Origin of the sequence: Bradyrhizobium huanghuaihaiense, assembly GCF_025200885.1 — a bacterium.
Classification (GTDB): domain Bacteria; phylum Pseudomonadota; class Alphaproteobacteria; order Rhizobiales; family Xanthobacteraceae; genus Bradyrhizobium; species Bradyrhizobium huanghuaihaiense.
This window is the reverse complement of sequence record NZ_CP104172.1, coordinates 1,765,320-1,785,107: the sequence shown is the minus strand read 5'-3', so window position 1 is coordinate 1,785,107 and position 19,788 is coordinate 1,765,320. Positions and strand designations below refer to the sequence as shown.

The window sequence follows — 19,788 nt, the reverse complement described above, 5'->3', positions numbered from 1 at the left end:
GCTTAAGTCAACGGAACCGGATTTTCTTGTTCGCAGCCGGGCAACTCAACTGTGCTACGAAATCTTCATCGTGTGGATGCCGCATTCCGTCTTCGACCGGCCGCGCCAGCGACCGGCGCGCGCATCCTCGCCCTCGGCCGTTCTGCTGGTGCAAGGCATACACCCAACCGACAGGAAACCGGAGGCAGCCAGTGGATGACGCGGCAATTTGGCGCGGACGAAGATCGCCTCGAGTTCCTCACGCGAGACATTGGCGAACGGATTGAACTTCAACCGCGCACCGTCGATCTCGACGACGGGAATATCGGCGCGTGCATTGCCTTGGAAGCGCTTGCGGCCGTTGAGCCAGGCGTCGAACGGCTGCAGCGCGCGCGCCAGCGGCTCGACCTTACGAATGCGGCAGCAGGCATCGGGATCGGAGAACCAGAGGTCGCGGTCGGGATCCTCGCGCGACAGCGTCTCCTCCGCCGGCTTGATCGAGCGCACGTCCTTCAAGCCCAGCGCCGCGATCAGCGTGTCGCGATAGGCCAGCGTCTCCTCGAACAGCCATCCGGTGTCGAGGAAGACCACGGGGATCGCAGGATCGACATCCGCCATCACCTTCAAGAGCGTCGCCGATTCCGTGCCGAAGGACGACACCAGCGCAAGCTTCTCGCGCCCGACCGTCTTCACCGCCGCGGCAATGACCTCCGCGGGCGAGGCATCGCGCAAGGCGCGATCGAGCTCCTCCGCCGAAGGCAGCGCAGAGATGGACGAAACCTGAGGCGCGATCGCGTTCACGTGCCGACACCTTCGGAGTGACGCAGCTGCATGCGCCGGTGCAGCGCCGTGACACGGCCGTCGCCGGTCGGCTGGTAGAACACCGAATAGCGCTTGGCGGTCTGCATGAAGGCTTCTGCGTCGGCCTGCTTCTTGACCTCGAAGGAATCGAAGCCGGCACGCAGCATGAACACGAACTGGTCGCGGAGCACCTGGCCCGTCGCGCGCAGCTCGCCGCGATAGTTGTAGCGTTCGCGCAGCAGCCGCGCCTGGCTGTAGGCGCGCCCGTCCCGGAAGGTCGGGAACACCAGCGCAACCGCGGCGATCTTGCCGAGATACGGCACAAGCTCGGCGATGTCGCGATTGTTCGGCCAGATCACGCCGACCTTGCCCGAACGCTTGAGCAGCGCGTCGGCCTCGCCGAGGAAGCGCTCTGCCGGCACCAGGATGTCGCCGCCCTCGGGCAGCGGGGTGTCGACGGCCAGCTTGACGAAGCTGTCGTCGGCGATCTTTCCGCCGTTAACGAGTGGCATAGACGCGCTCCTTGAAGGGTTCGACACCGAGGCGCTTCACCGTGTCCATGAACAATTCTTCCGGGCGCTCGCGCAGCGCCAGATACGCCTCCACGACGTCCTCGATGACGTCGGCGACCTCGTCGAACTTGACGCCGGGACCGATCAGGGTGCCGAGCGCGGCGTTCTCGTCGGCGCGGCCGCCGATGGTGATCTGGTAGACCTCCTCGCCGTTCTTCTCGACGCCGAGAATGCCGATATGGCCGACATGGTGATGTCCGCAGGCATTGATGCAGCCGGAGATGTTGATGTGCAGCCGCCCGATCAGGTTGGCGAGCTCATGATTGGCAAAGCGCCGCGTCAGCTCCTGCGCGATCGGGATCGAGCGCGCATTCGCCAGCGAGCAATAGTCGAGCCCGGGGCAGGCGATGATGTCGGTGATCAGATTGACGTTGGGCGTCGCAAGACCAAGCTTGTCGAGCGCCTTCCATAACGCCGGCAAATCGCGCTTGGCGACGTGCGGCAGCGCCAGATTCTGCTCATGGCCGACCCGGATCTCGCCGAAGGAATATTTGTCGGCGAGGTCAGCGAGCGCGTCCATCTGCTCGGCCGTGGCATCGCCCGGAGGCCCGCCGGTCGGCTTCAGCGAGATCGTGACGATCGAATAGCCCTGCACCTTGTGCGGAGCCACCGAGTTCTTGCGCCACGCCTCGAACTCGGGATCGGCCGCGGCCTGGCGCAGCTCGTCCGGCATGTGCGGCAGCTTCTCATAGGCCGGATAGGTGAAGCGCGAGCGGATGTCCTCGATCACCTCGTCGTCGATCTGGAGCGAGGAGTTGCGAATGTGCTGCCACTCCTCCTCGACCTCGCGCGAGAATTTCTCGATGCCGAGCTCGTGCACCAGGATCTTGATGCGCGCCTTGTAGATGTTGTCGCGGCGGCCGTACTGGTTGTAGACGCGCAGGATCGCCTCGATGTAGCTGAGGATGTCGCGGCCGTGCACGAAGTGCTTGATGGTCTTGGCGATGAACGGCGTGCGGCCGAGACCGCCGCCGACCAGCACCTCGAAACCGGTCTCGCCCTTCTCGTTCTTGATCAGGCGGAGGCCGATGTCGTGGATCTTGATCGCGGCGCGATCGTGGTCCGAGGCGGTGATCGCAATCTTGAACTTGCGCGGCAGGAACGAGAATTCCGGATGCAGCGTGGTGTGCTGGCGGATCAGCTCCGACCAGATGCGGGGATCCTCGATCTCGCCCGGCGCGACGCCGGCCCACTGGTCCGAGGTGACGTTGCGCATGTTGTTGCCGGAGGTCTGCATCGCGTGGATGCCGACCTCGGCGAGATCAGCCAGCGCATCCGGCAGCTCGGCGAGCTTGATCCAGTTGAACTGGATGTTCTGGCGCGTGGTGAAATGGCCATAGCCGCGGTCATATTTGCGCGCGACATGCGCCAGCGCCCGCAACTGGTTCGTCGCCAGCGTCCCGTAGGGGATCGCGACGCGGAACATATAGGCGTGCAGTTGCAGATAGACGCCGTTCTGCAAGCGCAGGATCTTGAACTCGTCCTCGGTGAGCTCGCCGGACAAGCGCCGCTTCACCTGGTCGCGGAACTCCGAGACGCGCTCGTTGACGAGCGTGCGGTCGATTTCGTCATAAGCGTACATAGAAGGATGCCTTAAACCTGGGCCGGCTGTCCGATGGTGACGCCGGTGCGGCGGATCTGTTCGCGCAGGTTGCCGGGCAGGATCTTGCCGTCCTCGCCGACCTGCACGGGCGCGATATAGGGACCGATGGCGCCAACGTCATCGGCCACCGACTCCGCAAGCAACGCCTTGGCCTCATCGGAGTTGCGCACGATCGCAGCTTCCGAGAGGTCCGCGGACCAGCTCTTGGCGGCGGTGCGGTACACCACGATGCCGTCCCAGGTGCGATTGGCGGTCACAACCGAGGGGCCGGCGATCTTGATCTTCTTCTGTTCGAGCGGAGAGGTCATTCGGCTGCATCCAATAGGTCAGAGATGATTTGCTTGGGTGTTTGGCGGCGAAGCGAGCCGGCATGCCGGACCACGTCGCCGATGATGAGGATGGCGGGACCGCCCTGGATCCGCCGCACGAGCTCGGGCAGGTCGCGCAGCGTACCGACCGCTCCTTGCGCATCGGGCCGGGTGACACGAGCGAACACGCCGACCGGCGTTTCCGGCGAACGTCCGGCCGCGAACAGGCCGGCGCGCACGGCGGGTGCCGCAGTCATGCCCATGTAGACCACGACCGTCATTTTCGTGTCGGTCATCGTGGACCAGTCCACGGCTTCGGCATCGCGCGCCTTGTGCGCGGTGAGGAAGGTGATGCGGGTTGCTTCGTGACGGTAAGTGAGCGGCACCTCGAAATCGGCAGCGCCACCCAGTCCTGCGGTGATGCCGGGAATGATCGAATAGGCGACGCCGGCGGCACGCAGCGCTTCCACTTCCTCACCGCCGCGGCCGAACACGAGGGGATCGCCGCCCTTCAGCCGCACCACGCGCTGGCCTGATTGCGCGGCCTCGATCATACGCTTGTTGATGGCGTCCTGGCCGATGCCGGGCTTGCCGACGCGGCGGCCGACCGGCACGCGCGTGGTGTCGCGGCGGATGCGGTCGAGAATCTCGGGCGAAACCAGCTCGTCGTGGAAGACGATGTCGGCGTCCTGAAGTGCGCGCAGCGCCTTGATGGTGAGGAGGTCAGGATCGCCGGGACCGGCACCGACCAGCGCGACCGAGCCTTCCGGCTTGTCGGCACGCGCGAAATCGGAGGGATCGGTAATCGCCTTGAGCGCCGCGTCCGCTTCGCCCTTGCGCCCCGAGAGCACGGCGGCGCCGATCGGACCGTCGATGACGCGCTCCCAGAAGCGGCGGCGCAGCGGAAACTCGGCGATGCGCTCGTTGATGGATTTGCGAAAGGTGCCGATGAACTCGGCGAGCTCGCCGATGCGCGCCGGCAGCAGCGCCTCGATCTTCTCGCGCACGCGCCGCGCTACCACCGGCGATGTGCCGCCGGTGCCGACCGCGACCACGACATCGCCGCGATCGACGATAGCCGGGAAGATGAAGCTGGAATGCTCGAGATCGTCCATGACGTTGACGGGCAGGCCGAGCGCCTTCGCCCGCGCCGACATGGCAACGCCGACGTCGCCCGCACCCGCACAGACGATAGCGATGACGCCGGAGAGATCAGCGGTCAGCGGATCGCCGGCCGCGATTTCGATGCGCGCCGCGTCCTCGGAGCCAAGGCCCAGGTCATGATTGCCGTCGATCGCATGCACGCGGAGGCGCGCGCCGGCAGCGGCGAGCACGCGCAGCTTGGCGCGCAAAAGCTCACCCGCGCCGATGAGGACCACCGGACCGGCCTTCAGATCGAGAAACACCGGCAAGAACCGCATGCGATACTCGCTTCCCCCACATCCGGGGTTGACTGGAATTATTTTCTATATATGTGTCGTTTCGAGCGCGCAAAGAGAAAATTTTTTCTTCTCTTCTGCACCGCAACTATAGAAAATTCGCCTCCAAACGCAAAGTGGCAGAGATGCATCTTCTCAAGGACGATTCCGCAGCTGTCGGAGTGAGCAGCCCGGCCTCCGCCAGCCGCTCAGGCTCGCAAGAATTTTCTGCTGACGTTGCGCCCAGCATGGACCACCTCGACCAGCTCGAGGCGCAGAGCATCTACATCTTTCGCGAGGCCTTCGCCCGCCTGAAGAAGATCGCCCTGCTGTGGTCGCTCGGCAAGGACTCCAACGTCATGATCTGGCTGGCGCGGAAAGCGTTCTTCGGCCGCATGCCGTTCCCGGCGCTCCATGTCGACACCGGCAAGAAGTTTCCGGAGATGTATCGCTTCCGCGATCATTACGGGAAGGAATGGGATCTCGATCTGCGCGTCGAGCCCTGCCCGCCCATCGATGCCGTCGACCCGACGCTTCCCCCCGCCGCCCGTTCCGCCGCGCGCAAGACCGAGGGCCTCAAGATGGCGCTCGCGAAGTACGGTTTCGACGGCCTGATCGCCGGCATCCGCCGCGACGAGGAAGCGACCCGCGCCAAGGAGCGCGTATTCTCGCCGCGCGGCCTCGAAGGCAATTGGGACGTGCGCGACCAGCCGCCGGAGTTCTGGGACCACTTCAACGCCTCGCCGCCGCAAGGCGCACATTTGCGCATCCATCCGATCCTGCATTGGACCGAGGCCGACATCTGGGCCTACACCAAGCGCGAGAACATTCCGATCATCCCGCTTTATCTGTCGCAGAACGGCAAGCGCTATCGCTCGCTGGGCGATCAGGACATCACCAACCCCGTGAATTCGACGGCATCGACCATCGACGAGATCCTGGTCGAGCTCGAGCAGACCAAGGTGCCGGAGCGTGCCGGACGCGCGCTCGACCACGAGACCGAGGACGCCTTCGAGCGCCTTCGCGTCGCCGGCTATCTCTGACCTTAGGACGCTTTGCGGCTATGAACATGATCGTCACTCCCGCTTCGCCTGCGACCCCGAACGGCACCACGCGTCCGCAAGTGCGCATCGTCATTGTCGGCCACGTCGACCACGGCAAGTCGACGCTGGTCGGCCGCCTGCTGCATGAGACCGGCAGCCTACCCGACGGCAAGCTCGAAATGCTCAAAGCCGTCAGCGCGCGGCGCGGCATGCCGTTCGAATGGTCGTTCCTGCTCGATGCACTACAGACCGAGCGCGACCAGGGCATCACCATCGACACCACGCAGATCCGCTTCCGCACCAATTCGCGCGACATCGTCTTGATCGACGCGCCCGGCCATGCCGAATTCCTGCGCAACATGATCACCGGCGCCTCGCAGGCCGACGGCGCGGTGCTGATCATCGACGCGCTGGAGGGCGTGCGCGACCAGACCAGGCGGCACGGCTATCTCCTGCATCTGCTCGGCGTGAAGCAGGTCGCCGTCGTCGTCAACAAGATGGACCGCGTCGATTTCTCGGCCGATCGCTTCAAGGACATCAGCGACGAGATTTCCGCGCATCTCAACGGTCTCGGCGTGACGCCGACCGCCGTGATCCCGATCTCCGCGCGCGACGGCGACGGCGTTGCCGAGCGCACCGACCGCATCGGCTGGTACAAGGGGCCGACCGTGGTCGAGGCGCTCGACAGGCTCGAACCCGCGCGGCCGCTCGAAGCGCTGGCGCTGCGCCTGCCCGTGCAGGCGATCTACAAGTTCGACGACCGCCGCATCGTGGCAGGCCGCATCGAATCCGGTAGCCTCATTGCTGGCGACGAGATCGTGATCATGCCGGCCGGCAAGATCGCGAAGATCAAGACGGTCGAGAGCTGGCCGGTGACGCCGGTCGCGGGACGGCAAGGAGCGGGCCGCTCGGTCGGCATCACGCTCGACCGCGAGCTGTTCATCGAGCGCGGCGATATCGTCGCGCATGCCGGCACCGCCCCGCGCGAGACGCGCCGCCTGCGCGCGCGCATCTTCTGGCTGCACGACAAGCCGCTCGCCAAGGGCGACCAGCTGCTGGTGCGCTGCGGGCCGAAGGAAAGCCGCGCCACCGTCGTCGCCATCGAGAAGGCGGTCGATCCCGGCGAGCTCTCGAGCAGCGAGAACAAGGCGATCGGCCGCAACCATGTCGGCGAGATCGACATTTCTCTGTCCAATCCGATTGCCACCGATCCCTACACCGAGAATCCGCGCACCGGCCGTCTCGTCATCGAGGTTTCCGGCCGTATCGCCGGCGGCGGCCTCGTGCTGTCGGTCGATGCCGGCCAGCGCGCCGTGCCCGTCGATATCGTACCGGTGGAATCGGCACTGCGACCCGACGAGCGCTCGGCGCGCTATCGCCACAACGGCGCCGTGGTCTGGCTCACCGGCCTGCCGGCCTCCGGCAAGTCGACGCTGGCGAAGGCGCTGGAGCGGCGTCTCTTCAGCAATGGCGGCTCGCCGATCCTGCTCGACGGCGACACGCTCCGCGCCGGCCTCAACGGCGATCTCGGCTTCTCGGCCACCGATCGCAGCGAGAACATCCGCCGCCTCGCCGAGGTCGCGACGCATCTCGCCCGCAACGGCCACATCGCCATCGTCGCCGCCGTCTCGCCGGCGCGCGAGGACCGCGCTACCGCGCGCCGCATCGCCGATACCGCGTTCCGCGAGATCCATGTCGCAACGCCGGCCGGCGTCTGCGAGGAGCGCGATCCCAAGGGCCATTACAAGAAGGCGCGCGCCGGCGCGCTTGCCTCTTTCACAGGCATCGGCAACGACTACGAGGCGCCGCAGGCGGCCGAGCTCGTGATCGACACGTCGAAGCGGACGGTGGCCGAGGCGGCCGACGAGATCGAGCAGATGCTGAAGAGATCAGGCGTACTGTTCGACGAGCTCGTGGACCTCGCCGCGAATATTTGAGGCACGTGCTCCGCTTAAGGGGCACACTCCGCGCCACATCAACGGTGTCGTCCTGGCGGGGGCCGGGACCCACCGCGTGATCTTTCGGTAGGGATGGGTTGCCAGTCCCCGAACGACGAGTCTTCGCCAAACTCCTCCCTGGGAGAATGGGTCCTGGCTTTCGCCAGGACGACGTCGGGGAGAGACCGTCGCCTTCGCGTCCACGCGATCCGACCCAGTCCCCCACCTCACCTTGACATTTTGACAAACCCCCGGGGGTCTTCTCACCGCCCCGATTTTGGGGCTAATAGGTCCCGAAAGCCGCCCCTCGTGGGCGCATTTTGCTGCTGTCGGGTCAAAAGCAGCCAAAAACAGCCATTTCCAACAAGAAAGCCCATCATGAAACGCGTCGACGCCCACGGATTGAAGATCGCTCCCGTCCTGTTTGACTTCATCGCCAAGGAAGCGGCCCCGAAAACGGGGATCGCGCCGGATGCGTTCTGGGCCGGGGTTGCCGCCATCATCAAGGACCTCGGACCGAAGAACCGAGCGCTGCTGGCGGTGCGTGACACGCTGCAGGTCAAGATCGACGACTGGCACCGCGCCAATAAGGGCAAGGCGTTCGACCTCGACGCCTACACGGCCTTCCTGAAGGAGATCGGCTATCTCGTCCCGGAGCCGGCGACGCAGAAGGTCGAGACCGCCAATGTCGACGAGGAGATCGGCAAGATCTGCGGCCCGCAGCTGGTCGTGCCGCTCACCAATGCGCGCTATGCGCTGAACGCGGCGAACGCGCGCTGGGGCTCGCTCTACGACGCCTTCTACGGCACCGACGCGATCCCGCACGACCCGTCCGAGAGCGGCAAGGGCTATAACAAGGCGCGCGGCGACAAGGTGATCGCGAAAGCAAAAGCGTTCCTCGATGCCGCCGCGCCGCTGGCGACCGGCAGCCACACCGACGTCACAGCCTACAGCGTGGTCGCGGGCCAGCTCGCGGTGAAGCTGAAGAGCGGCAACGCCACCGCGCTGAAGAACGCCGCGCAGTTCGCCGGCTTCCAGGGCGATGCGGCTGCACCTTCCGCGGTGCTGCTCGTCAGCAATGGCCTGCATGTCGAGGTGAAGATCGACCGCAGCAGCACGATCGGCAAGGACGATCCGGCCGGCGTCGCCGACATGATCATGGAAGCCGCGGTCTCCACCATTCTGGACATGGAAGACTCGGTCGCCGCGGTCGATGCCGAAGACAAAGTTCTCGTCTATCGCAACACGCTCGGCCTGATGAACGGCACACTGTCAGCCGATTTCGAGAAGGGCGGCAAGACGCTGACGCGTTCGCTCAACGCCGACCGCGTCTACAAGACGCCTGACGGCAAGGGCGAGCTCAAGCTGCATGGCCGGAGCCTGCTCTTGATGCGCAATTGCGGTCACCACATGTTCACCGACGCGGTGCTGGACGAGAAGGGCGAAGAGGTTCCGGAAGGCCTGCTCGATGCCGCCGTCTCCGGACTGCTCGCCATCCACGACCTCAAGGGTAACTCCAAGGTCAAGAACAGCCGCACCGGATCGGCCTATATCGTCAAGCCGAAGATGCACGGCCCCGACGAAGTCTCGCTCACCTGCGAGATCTTCGACCGCGTCGAGAAAATGCTCTCGCTGCCGGAGAACACGCTCAAGGTCGGCATCATGGACGAGGAGCGGCGCACCACCGTCAACCTCAAGGCCTGCATCCAGCGCGCCTCCAAGCGCATCATGTTCATCAACACCGGATTCCTCGACCGCACCGGCGACGAGATCCACACCTCGATGGAAGCGGGCCCGATGATCCGCAAGAACGAGATGAAGGCGCAGGCCTGGATCAAGGCCTATGAGGACTGGAACGTCGACATGGGCCTGACCTGTGGCCTGCCCGGCCATGCCCAGATCGGCAAGGGCATGTGGGCCGCGCCCGACAAGATGGCGGACATGCTGGCGCAGAAGCTCGCCCATCCGCAGGCCGGCGCCACCACCGCCTGGGTGCCCTCGCCGACGGCTGCGACGCTGCACGCACTGCACTACCACCAGGTCAACGTGATCACGCGCCAGCAGGAGCTGACCAAGGGCGGGCCGCGTGCAAAGCTCTCCGACATCCTCACCATTCCGGTGTCGAAGTCGAACTGGGCGCCCGACGACGTCAAGCAGGAGATCGACAACAACTGCCAGGGCATCCTCGGCTATGTCGTGCGCTGGATCGACCAGGGCGTCGGCTGCTCCAAGGTGCCCGACATTCACGACGTCGGCCTGATGGAAGACCGCGCGACATTGCGCATCTCCAGCCAGCATCTCGCCAACTGGCTGCACCAGGGCGTGATCACCGAGGCGCAGGTGATGGAATCGCTCAAGCGCATGGCGGTCGTCGTCGACAAGCAGAACGCCGGCGATCCCATCTACAAGCCGATGGCGCCTGCCTTCGACGGCGTTGCCTTCAAGGCCGCCTGCGACCTGATCTTCAGGGGACGCGAGCAGCCGAACGGTTATACCGAGTACATCCTCACCGCGCGCCGCCGCGAGGCGAAGGCGCTGGGTTGAGCTGATCTGTTGAACGCCAAAAGCCCCGGCAACAGCCGGGGCTTTTTTGTTGGGCACGCGTAGCCCGGATGAGCGAAGCGACATCCGGGACCGGCGGAGCTTGGGGCAAGACCCCGGATATCGCCTCGCTCATCCGGGCTACAAGGCCATCGCTTGTGGCAGACGAAACGTCGCGACACACCACGGAACGGCTGCGCGCGCCTCGCGTTGTCCGGCCATCAACCCATGGGAGATGGTCATGGACTGGAATCGGATCGAAGGAAACTGGAAGCAGTTCAAGGGATCGGCCAAGGAGAAATGGGGCAAGCTCACTGACGACGATCTTCAATTGATCGAGGGCCGCCGCGAGCAGCTCGAAGGCCGGATCCAGGAACGCTACGGCAAGGCCAAGGACCAGGTTCGTCAGGACGTCGACGACTGGCTGAAGTCGCTGCACTAGCATAGCATGAACGAAGCCCCGGCTCAGGCCGGGGCTTCTTGTGTGGTGATCCGTAGCCCGGATGAGCGAAGCGACATCCGGGACCTTTGTTGCGGCTCCCCGGATATCGCTGCGCTCATCCGGGTTACGATACTGTCGCTAGAACACCGCGAGATATTTCAACAATGACACGATGCCGATGATGATGACGATGACGCGCGCGATCTGCTTGGCACGGCCATCCATCGGCAGCATGTTGATGAGATAGAGTACGAGGATGACGACGAGGAAAGTGACGAGGACGCCGATCAGCATTGCAGGGACCCCCCTTCTGGCAAATTGCTAACGGTATCCTAACGCCCATCTCGCGCGCCGGTTCCATCCAGGCAACCCATTGCAACTTCTAGTAAATGCGTATTTCTACCAGCCGGCTGGCTGCCTAAAACTTTACCCTTTTCCTTTCACATGCGGAAACCGTCTGGCCTTGAGGCGCCAACGGCATGTGATTGCCGATCCTAACGGGCCCCTTTGTTTTCGATGTTGCCGGGGCGCCGTCTCGAACTTCGATATGGGAATTGGGGGACCTCGATGCTGAATCGTCTGACCGTATCCGCGCTGCTCAAGGCAGTGATCGCGATCACGTCGGTCTGCGTGGTCGTCGTGCTCTCGCTCACGGCCTATGCCTCCTGGGACCGGTTGAAGACCGCCAACCGCATCTCGCAGATCGCCGACGCGTCCGCCGACCTGTTCAAGGCGATGCACAATCTGCGCACCGACCGTTCGACCACCAACCGGCTCCTCAACGCGACCGAGCCGATGGATGCAGAGATCGAGAAATATCTGCGCGCGATCCGGGATGCCGAGATGCCGGCAATGGCACATGCGCTGGAGCTGCTGCCGACGATGGAGTTTCCGCAGTCCGGCACGCTGGTGCCGGAGCTTGCGCGCCTCTACAAATCGGCGAGCGAGCAGCAGAAGCAGTTCTGGGAGGAGGTCGTCAAGCCCAAGGACCAGCGCCGCGCCGGCCTGCCGAAGGACTATATGGAGACGACGCAGGGCCTGCTCGACACGCTCGACAAGCTCTCGAACGCCTTGGCCGCGACCGTCAATCACCAGGACGCGGCGATCGACCAGCTGCTGTCGATCAAGCAGAATGCCTGGCTGCTCCGCAACACCGCGGGTGAGGCGTCGCTGATCATCTCCCTCGGACTCAACAGCGGCCGCATCGCGCCGGAGGCGCGCCTCGCCTACACACAATTCGTCGGCGGAACGGCCGCGATGTGGAAGGCGCTGGAATTGTCGGCCTCGGGCATGGAGCTGCCGCCGGCCCTGTCGTCCGCCATGACTGCTGCCAAGACCGCCTATTTCGATCCGCAATATCTGGCCCTTCGCGATCGCCTTGCCAACACGCTCGCCAATGGCGAGAAGGCCGAAATGACCGCGAACCAGTGGACGCCCGTCACGGTGGGCCGTCTGTCGAGCGCGGTTGCCGTCGCCGAGACCGCTCTCGACGCCGCCAAGAACCACACGCTGGAGCAGCGCGGTGCTGCGCTGCGCGCGCTGATCGTGCAGCTCGTGCTGCTCGCGCTCGCCGTCGCCCTCGCCGTCGGCGCGATCATGCTGGTCAGCCGCCGCGTGATCCGTCCGCTCAACACCATCCGCGACGCCATGCTCAAGGTCGCCGGCGGCGATCTTGCCGTCGACAGCGGCTATCTCGACCGCAGGGACGAGATCGGCGCGCTCGCCGGCGCGCTGGAGGCCTTCAAGCAGCAGGCCACCGACAAGCTCAAGATCGAGGCGCAGGAAAGCGAGCGCAATGCCGGCGCCACTGCGCGCCAGCGCGCGATCGAGACCTATGTCGGCGAGTTCGAGGGCATGGTCCGCAAGACGCTCGGCGAACTCAGCGAAGCTTCCGGCGAGATGCGCAAGACCTCGGGCGATCTGTCCGCCGTGTCGCGCCAGACCAACGACCGCGTCCAGGTCGCCGGCAAGGCCTCCAACGACGCCTCGATGAGCGTCGACAGCGTCGCCGCCGCTGCCGAGGAACTCTCGGCCTCGATCAACGACATCAGCCAGCAGGCCGCCCATGCCGCCGGCATCGCCGGCCGCGCCGTCACGCAAGCGCGCGAGACCGACGGCACCGTGCAGGGCCTGGCAAAATCCGCCGGACGCATCGGCGAGGTCGTCGGCCTCATCAACACCATCGCAGCGCAGACCAATCTGCTCGCACTCAACGCCACGATCGAGGCGGCGCGCGCCGGCGAGGCCGGCCGCGGCTTTGCCGTGGTTGCCTCCGAGGTGAAGTCGCTGGCGAGCCAGACCGCGAAGGCCACTGAGGAAATTTCGGAGCAGATCGCTGACATCCAGAAGGTCGCCGGAGACGCCATCAACGCGATCCAGACCATCGGCGGCATCATCGGCGAGGTGAACGAAGTTGCCACCGCGATTGCGGCCGCCGTGCAGGAGCAGGGGGCGGCGACCCAGGAAATCACGCGCAGCACGCAATTTGCGGCGCAGGGCACCAAGAACGTCTCGGACAACATCACCGGCGTCAAGGCCGACGCGGATGCCGCCGCCGCGGCCGCGGACAATGTGAAGCACGCCTCCGAGATGCTGGAGAGCCAGAGCCGCCAGCTCGGCCACGAGGTCAGCGACTTCCTCGGCAAGATCCGCGCGGCGTAGGGCGAGGTCGCCACACTCCCGGTGTCGTCCCGGCCTAGTGCGCAATTGCGCACGGGGGCCGGGACCCATACCGCGCGATCTATCGATCTGAAGCGGCAGAAGTACCAACAACGAGTCTTCGCCAAACCGCTCCCTGTGGTTATGGGTCCCGGCCTGCGCCGGGACGACGGCGTAGATTGAGGCACTAGCTTCGGTCAAATGCCGGCAGCGCAACGGCTCCTCATCATCGTTAGCGCCCGTAATTTTACGGCAGAAGCACTGTCTAAGTTTTTACCCTTTTCGGGCCAAATGCGCCTCAGGCGCCTGCCGCACGGCAGGCGCCTCTGTCACGTGCAACCCTTTGGTCTTTCGAAGTTCGTCGAGGGGCTGCCGTTCGGGGCCACGAACTTCGAAATGCGTACCGGGGTGTCCGATGCTCAACCGCCTGACCGTATCCACGCTGCTGAAAGCGGTGATCCTCTCCACCGCGCTCGTTGTGGTCGTCGGCTTCTCGATCAGCGCATGGAGTTCATGGACCCGGCTTCAGCAGGCGAACCGGATCGTTGCGGTTTCCGGCGCCTCGGCCGAAGTGTTCAAGGCGATGGCGAACATCCGGGCCGACCGCTCGACCAGCAGCCGTCAGCTCACCTCGGATGTCCAGTTGGACCAGGACATTGAAAGATACATCCGCGGAATCCGCGACATCCTGATGCCGGCACTGGCGCGCGCAATCGAGATTCTTCCCTCCATCGACTTGCCGCAGGGCGAGGCGATGGTGTCCGACCTCAGTCGGCTGAACAAGCTGCTGCTTGAGAAGCAGGCAGAATTCTGGACCGAGGTCGCCAAGCCCAAGGCTTCGCGCCGCGCAGCACTCGCCAAGGAATATACCGACGCCGAGGACGGGCTGATGGCGATCCTCGAAAAGCTGGCGCCGATGCTCGGCGCGAGCGTCAATCATCAGGACGCGATCATCGACCAGTTCCTGATGATCAAGCAGATGGCCTGGCTCTTGCGCCTGAGTGCCGGCGAGTCCTCGCTGATCGTCGGAAACGCGCTCGGCACTGGCAAGATCACGCCCGAGCTTCAACTCGCCTATACGAAGTTCGTTGGTGGCACCGATACCGCCTGGAATGCGATCGAGCTCGCCACGGTCGGCATGCAACTACCGCCGGCGCTCGCCGCGGCCATGGCGAACGCCAAGGCGGTTTATTTCGACCCGCAATACGCCGCCACGCGCGACGGCATCATTGCCGCGGTCGCCAAGGGCGAAAAGCCGTCGATGACCGCGAACCAGTGGAGCCCCTACTCGGTGGGCCGCATGGCGAGCGCGATCAAGCTCGCCGACGCCGCGCTCGAGGCGGCCAAGGACCATTCCGCGGCCCAGCGCGCGGCCGCGGTGCAGCTGCTGATCGTCAACATCGCCCTCCTCGTTGCCGCGATCGTCCTGACCGGCGCTGCCATGCTGGCGGTCAGCCGCCGCGTGATCACGCCGCTGCACCGGATCCGCGACGCCATGCTGGAGGTGGCCGGCGGCGACCTCACCATCGACAGCGGCTATCTCGACCGTCACGACGAGATCGGCTCGCTTGCGGGCGCGCTGGAGACGTTCAAGCAGCAGGCGATCGACAAGCTGAAGATCGAGGAGCAGGAGCGCGAGCGCAATGCGGGTGCCGCCGCGCGCCAGCGCGCGATGGAGGCCTATGTCGGCGAGTTCGAGGGCGTGGTACGCAAGTCGCTGGGCGAATTGAGCGAGGCCTCCGGCGAGATGCGCAAGACCTCGGGCGACCTCTCCGCGGTCTCGCGCCAGACCAACGAGCGCGTCGAGACCGCCGGCAAGGCCTCCAACGACGCCTCCATGAGCGTCGACAGCGTGGCCGCTGCCGCCGAGGAACTGTCGGCTTCGATCAACGACATCAGCCAGCAGGCCGCGCATGCCGCCGGCATCGCCAGCCGCGCCGTCAACCAGGCCCGCCAGACCGACAGCACCGTTCAGGGACTGGCGCAATCGGCCGGGCGGATCGGCGAGGTCGTCGGTCTCATCAACACCATCGCGGCGCAGACCAACCTGCTGGCACTCAATGCCACCATTGAAGCCGCACGCGCCGGCGAGGCCGGACGCGGCTTTGCCGTGGTCGCCTCCGAGGTGAAGTCGCTGGCCAGCCAGACCGCGAAAGCGACCGAGGAGATCTCCGAGCAGATCGCCGACATCCAGAAGGTCGCCGGCGATGCCATCAACGCGATCCAGGCGATCGGCGGCATCATCGGCGAGGTCAACGAGGTCGCGACCGCGATCGCCGCAGCCGTTCAGGAACAGGGCGCGGCGACGCAGGAGATCACCCGCAGCACACAATATGCGGCGCAGGGCACCAAGAACGTCTCGGACAACATCACCGGCGTCAAGGCCGACGCCGACACCGCGGCCGGCGCCGCGGAGAACGTCAAGCAGGCCTCCGAAACGCTGGAGACGCAAAGCCGCCAGCTCGGCCAGCAGGTCAGCGACTTCCTGGGCAAGATCCGCGCGGCGTAAAAAAGCGAGTTGGTGAGAAGGCTGTAGCCACACCTTCGGTGTCGTCCCGGCGCAGGCCGGGACCCATACTCCCAGGCAGAAGTTGCGGCGCGAGCCGGCAACTACGAATCATCGCCAAACCACCTCCTGTGGTTATGGGTCCCGGCCTGCGCCGGGACGACGACAATGATTGTGGTACCCGCATCGCATCCCACGTGATGCCAGCCTATTCCTTCGCCACCACCGGCATCTGGCGGAATTGGGCCCGGACCGAATCCGGCAGCGGCGAGAAATTCATCGCGACGCCGCGGCGGTCGTTGGCGTTGCGGTTCGCAACGACCAAACCGCCCGCGCCCGCAACGATGTCACCCTTGCGCAAGGTGGGGTCGTCCTCGACCTTGACCTGGGAAAGCCCCACCGGATCCTTGCCGTTGCAGGTGCAGCCCGCAACGATCTCGTTGCGGTAGCGGAACGCGTTCGGCAGGTCGGAGTAGGATTTCCCGCTCTCGGTCGTGGCGTCGTCGATGTTGCTGCCATAGACCAGCGAGGTCTCCGACGTCGGACAGAAGCTCTTGCAGGATTGCGCCTTGCTCTCGGCGTCACTCCCCTGTGCAGGGAAATAGCGACCGTCACAGCCGCGCACACAGTAGGCCGTGCCGCCGCCATAGGCGGCCCGCTGCCGCGGCGCATCGTAGCGCGGCATGTCGTCATTCGGGAACGGAGTGCGGATTTGTGGAGGCCGCACTCCGAAGGCGCCGAACAGTGCCGAGAAAAAATCTTCCGCATGCGCGGACGGCGCCAATCCCAGACCGGCTGAGATAGCGACCATAACTGCCGCTCCGCCAGCCAGCTTGCCAATCACGCGTCTCTTCATATCACCTCACTCAAACTCTTCAGTTCACGGCAGACGGCGAGATGTTCAAGGCCTGCCGGCCCGAGGGCAACGCCGTCGCCGCGGGGCGCCTGCGCCAGGAATCACTTCCCTTGTCACCGCCCTTCGCCATCAGCGGGGCGTTCTTCGGCAGCACGACGACCTTGGCGCCGACATTGACGCGGCTGAACAGGTCGGTGACGTCTTCGTTGGTCATGCGGATGCAGCCGGAGGAGACGAACTTGCCGATGGTGGTGGGATCGTTGGTACCGTGGATGCGATACTCACTCGATCCCAGATACATCGCGCGCGCGCCGAGCGGATTGCCGGGGCCGCCGGCGACGAAGCGCGGCAGGTAAGGCTGGCGCGCGATCATCTCGGCGGGCGGATGCCAGTCCGGCCATTCCGCCTTGCGGCTGATGTTCTGGACGCCCGACCAGGTAAAACCCTCGCGGCCGACGCCGACGCCATAGCGGATCGCCCGGCCATTGCCGAGCACGTAATAGAGGTATGTATTGCCGGTATCGATCACGATGGTGCCGGCCGGCTCGCCGCGGTCGAATGCGACGATCTGCTTGCGCAGGCGGTCGGGGAGCCGGGCATCCTCATCGGTTGCCTGCGCCTCGTCGTTCACATAGCCGTGCGAATAGGTCTGACCTTGCGGATAGGCTTGCGGCTGCATCGGGACATAGCCGAGCGTTTGCGCGCTCGCGGCTCCGAAGGGCACGACAAGCAGTGCGGCGGCGAAGGCAAAAGCAGTGGCGGCGCGCGGCGAGAAGCGGCGGGCTGGAGAGACCATTGTCATGAGCTGCCCCGTTGGATCTGCGCATCAGGGTGATGCGGCTTGCCAACAAACGCAGCCGGGCCGACTCAGGTTCCGCCTCTCCATGCAGCGACGACGTCACAGTCAAGCGAGCGCAACTTCACGAAGCCGCGATGGAACCCCGGCGCCGCCTCGGACGTTGTGACGTCATCAATGGGCGCGCGGAAGCTTTCCGTGCAGGAGAGGTATTGTGCGCGTCCTTCCCAGTGAACGTCTGATTCCCGGCAGCGGCGAAGGTGACCCGCTCCCCGGCAGTCATAGCGAACTGCCGCCGATCATCCGCCGCACCGAGTTCGTCGCCTTCGCACTCGCCGGCCTATTGCTGATCGCAGTGGTCGCGGTGCTCTATGTCGCCAAGGCGTTCTTCCTCCCCGTGGTGATGGCCTTTGTCATCGGCACCATGCTGTCTCCGGCGGCAACCTTCCTGGAAAACCGCAAAGTGCCACGCGGTCTGGGCGCCGTCCTGATCGTGATTGCCGTGACCGCCGTGGTGACCTTCGTCGTCGCACTGATCGCCTCGCCCGTGATGGAGTGGAGCTCGCGCCTGCCCGAGCTCGGCGCGCAGTTGAAAGGCAAGCTGCACGTGTTCGACCGCCCGCTGATGCTGTGGCGCGAGCTGCAAGCCATGATCGGCGGCTCGGAGGGGCTGCCGAGCTTCCAGCTGCCGAAATTCGAATGGGTGCAGCCGACGCTGGAATTCCTCTCGCCCACCTTCACCGAATTCCTGCTGTTCTTCGTCACGCTGATCCTGTTCATCGCGAGTTGGCGCGATCTACGGCGGGCGTTGATCATGACCTTCAGCGATCGCGATGCGCGGCTGCGCACGCTGCGCATTCTCAACGAGATCGAGGTCCATCTCGGCAGTTACCTGCTGACGGTGACCGTCATCAATATCGGCGTGGGCATTGCCGCCGGACTTGTCTGCGCCCTGACCGGCATGCCCAACCCGGCCGGCCTGGGCGCACTTGCAGCAACCCTCAACTTCATCCCGATCATCGGGCCGATCGCGATGTTCGCCATATTGGTCGTGGTGGGGCTCGTCGCCTTCCCGACCATCGGCGGCGGCCTGGCTGCCGCCATCGCCTTCGGCGGCATCACGTTCCTGGAGGGACATTTCGTCACGCCGACCATCATCGGCCGCCGCCTGGCGCTGAATGCGCTGGCGGTGCTGCTGGCGCTGGCGTTCTGGACCTGGTTGTGGGGGCCGATGGGTGCCTTCCTGTCGTCGCCGCTGCTCATCGTCGGGCTGATCCTGAAGGAACATCTTTTGCCGGAGGATGCGCCGCAGCTGCCGCAGGAGTAACCGGTTTCCGCAATCGGAACTTACCCGACGACGAAACGTTTTCCGGCTATCTCAGCCGCAAACAGTTCGGAGCTTCCTGATGTCAACGACAAGTGCCGAAGCCGGGATGAGCGACTGGACCGACAAAGCCTCCAGAGAACGCCTCGAGAAGGATGTAGCAGCCGTGAAAAGCGATATCGCCGCCCTCACCGACCAGATCACCGACGCGCTCAATACCTTTGCCAATTCCACCAGCAAGCAGGCCAGGCGGGGCTATCGCCAGGCCCGCGAGAACATGGATTCCGCGATCGACGACATGTCGGAGCGCAGCAGCGCCATGATGGGCGCGGCGCAGGATGCCTATGGATCGATCGAGGAGACGCTGGAAGAGGCGATCACGCAGCGGCCGCTGGCGACCGTCGGACTCGCGCTCGGCATCGGCTTCCTGATCGGCGTCGCCTGGCGCCGCTAAGGATGCCCGGCCAACGTTGAGGCGGCGCCGCCGCGCCGCCAAGGCCGGCTTGTGACATCCAGGCTTGTGGGGATCTGAGGAGCAAGGCCATGTTCCAGCGCATCATCGACGGGATCAGTGCATCCACCGGCACGACTGTGCGGCTGACCTCCCTTGCCGCGGGCGCGGCATTCGCGCTGTTCATCACGACATGCTTCCTCTGCGCTGCAGCCTTCATTTCGGTCCTCGAAAAATATGGTCCGGTGCAGGCCTGCCTCGCGGGTGCCGGCGTTTTCTTTCTGCTGACGCTGACCGCCGCGGTGAGCTATTGGGCGTACAAGCGGCAGTTGCGCAAGGAAGCCCACATCGCCGCCGAGCGCGCCGCAAAGTCGACGGCGCACAGCATGCTCACCGACCCCATGCTGCTCGCCACCGGGCTGCAGATCGTCCGTGCCATCGGGGTCAAGCGGCTGTTGCCGATCCTGGCCATCGGCGGCGTCGCACTGGGAATCATGGCGAGCCGCGCCGGCGTCCCCGACGAAGCATCGGCGGAGCCCGCCGAGTAACGGCG

At 65.1% G+C, this 19,788-nt stretch carries 17 protein-coding genes; 9 read left to right on the top strand and 8 right to left on the bottom strand.

Annotated features, from left to right (window positions below):
• Positions 1 to 54: 54 nt before the first annotated feature.
• The 5 genes from N2603_RS08440 to cysG are packed head-to-tail and all read right to left on the bottom strand — an operon-like array spanning position 55 to position 4,684.
• Positions 55 to 780 carry a phosphoadenylyl-sulfate reductase gene (locus N2603_RS08440; protein ID WP_260388366.1) on the bottom strand — a complete coding sequence of 242 codons (726 nt, stop codon included), beginning with the start codon at positions 778 to 780 and terminating at the stop codon, positions 55 to 57.
• The gene (locus tag N2603_RS08435) at positions 777 to 1,292 is read right to left on the bottom strand and encodes a DUF934 domain-containing protein (RefSeq protein WP_018646648.1); all 516 of its coding nucleotides are present in this window, start codon (positions 1,290 to 1,292) and stop codon (positions 777 to 779) included. Before N2603_RS08435 ends, N2603_RS08440 begins: the two co-directional genes overlap by 4 nt.
• The gene (locus N2603_RS08430) at positions 1,279 to 2,934 is read right to left on the bottom strand and encodes a nitrite/sulfite reductase (RefSeq protein WP_018646647.1); all 1,656 of its coding nucleotides are present in this window, start codon (positions 2,932 to 2,934) and stop codon (positions 1,279 to 1,281) included. The genes N2603_RS08435 and N2603_RS08430 overlap by 14 nt, the downstream gene beginning before the upstream one ends.
• An 11-nt stretch (positions 2,935 to 2,945) precedes the next feature.
• On the bottom strand, positions 2,946 to 3,263 hold the full coding sequence (locus N2603_RS08425; RefSeq protein WP_018646646.1) for a DUF2849 domain-containing protein: 318 nt from the start codon (positions 3,261 to 3,263) through the stop codon (positions 2,946 to 2,948).
• Positions 3,260 to 4,684 carry a siroheme synthase CysG gene (gene cysG, locus N2603_RS08420; protein WP_260388364.1) on the bottom strand — a complete coding sequence of 475 codons (1,425 nt, stop codon included), beginning with the start codon at positions 4,682 to 4,684 and terminating at the stop codon, positions 3,260 to 3,262. Before cysG ends, N2603_RS08425 begins: the two co-directional genes overlap by 4 nt.
• 245 nt (positions 4,685 to 4,929) lie before the next feature.
• On the opposite strand from cysG, the gene cysD reads away from it, so the two are divergent.
• The 4 genes from cysD (at position 4,930) to N2603_RS08400 (ending at position 10,644) form a co-directional block, all read left to right on the top strand.
• Positions 4,930 to 5,724, top strand: coding sequence for a sulfate adenylyltransferase subunit CysD (gene cysD, locus N2603_RS08415; protein ID WP_020608061.1), 795 nt, complete (start codon positions 4,930 to 4,932; stop codon positions 5,722 to 5,724).
• A gap of 20 nt (positions 5,725 to 5,744) precedes the next feature.
• Positions 5,745 to 7,661 carry an adenylyl-sulfate kinase gene (cysC, locus tag N2603_RS08410; protein ID WP_260388363.1) on the top strand — a complete coding sequence of 639 codons (1,917 nt, stop codon included), beginning with the start codon at positions 5,745 to 5,747 and terminating at the stop codon, positions 7,659 to 7,661.
• 378 nt (positions 7,662 to 8,039) lie between these two features.
• Positions 8,040 to 10,205 (top strand): malate synthase G, encoded by a 2,166-nt coding sequence (locus tag N2603_RS08405; RefSeq protein ID WP_260388362.1) that lies wholly within the window; start codon positions 8,040 to 8,042, stop codon positions 10,203 to 10,205.
• Positions 10,206 to 10,443: 238 nt separating this feature from the next.
• A complete protein-coding gene (locus N2603_RS08400) occupies positions 10,444 to 10,644 on the top strand; it encodes a CsbD family protein (RefSeq protein WP_026312563.1) in 201 nt (66 codons plus the stop codon).
• A gap of 138 nt (positions 10,645 to 10,782) precedes the next feature.
• On the opposite strand, the gene N2603_RS08395 is transcribed toward N2603_RS08400, so the two are convergent.
• Positions 10,783 to 10,938 (bottom strand): Thivi_2564 family membrane protein, encoded by a 156-nt coding sequence (locus N2603_RS08395; protein WP_018646636.1) that lies wholly within the window; start codon positions 10,936 to 10,938, stop codon positions 10,783 to 10,785.
• Positions 10,939 to 11,211: 273 nt separating this feature from the next.
• Between N2603_RS08395 and N2603_RS08390 the strand changes: the two genes are divergently transcribed.
• Entirely contained in the window at positions 11,212 to 13,305 is a 2,094-nt protein-coding gene (locus N2603_RS08390) for a methyl-accepting chemotaxis protein (protein ID WP_260388361.1), read from the top strand.
• A gap of 412 nt (positions 13,306 to 13,717) precedes the next feature.
• A complete protein-coding gene (locus tag N2603_RS08385; RefSeq protein WP_260388360.1) occupies positions 13,718 to 15,811 on the top strand; it encodes a methyl-accepting chemotaxis protein in 2,094 nt (697 codons plus the stop codon).
• A gap of 205 nt (positions 15,812 to 16,016) precedes the next feature.
• Here N2603_RS08385 and N2603_RS08380 read toward each other — a convergent pair whose 3' ends face one another.
• Positions 16,017 to 16,664 (bottom strand): DUF2865 domain-containing protein, encoded by a 648-nt coding sequence (locus N2603_RS08380; RefSeq protein ID WP_260388359.1) that lies wholly within the window; start codon positions 16,662 to 16,664, stop codon positions 16,017 to 16,019.
• A gap of 19 nt (positions 16,665 to 16,683) precedes the next feature.
• Entirely contained in the window at positions 16,684 to 17,466 is a 783-nt protein-coding gene (locus tag N2603_RS08375) for a L,D-transpeptidase (protein WP_018646630.1), read from the bottom strand.
• Between the two features lie 208 nt (positions 17,467 to 17,674).
• On the opposite strand from N2603_RS08375, the gene N2603_RS08370 reads away from it, so the two are divergent.
• From N2603_RS08370 to N2603_RS08360, 3 genes are all read left to right on the top strand, one after another.
• The gene (locus N2603_RS08370) at positions 17,675 to 18,787 is read left to right on the top strand and encodes an AI-2E family transporter (protein ID WP_260388358.1); all 1,113 of its coding nucleotides are present in this window, start codon (positions 17,675 to 17,677) and stop codon (positions 18,785 to 18,787) included.
• Positions 18,788 to 18,866: 79 nt separating this feature from the next.
• On the top strand, positions 18,867 to 19,238 hold the full coding sequence (locus tag N2603_RS08365; protein WP_260388357.1) for an ElaB/YgaM/YqjD family protein: 372 nt from the start codon (positions 18,867 to 18,869) through the stop codon (positions 19,236 to 19,238).
• A gap of 89 nt (positions 19,239 to 19,327) precedes the next feature.
• Complete coding sequence (locus N2603_RS08360; protein ID WP_260388356.1) at positions 19,328 to 19,783, top strand: hypothetical protein; 456 nt, start codon at positions 19,328 to 19,330, stop codon at positions 19,781 to 19,783.
• Positions 19,784 to 19,788 lie beyond the last annotated feature (5 nt).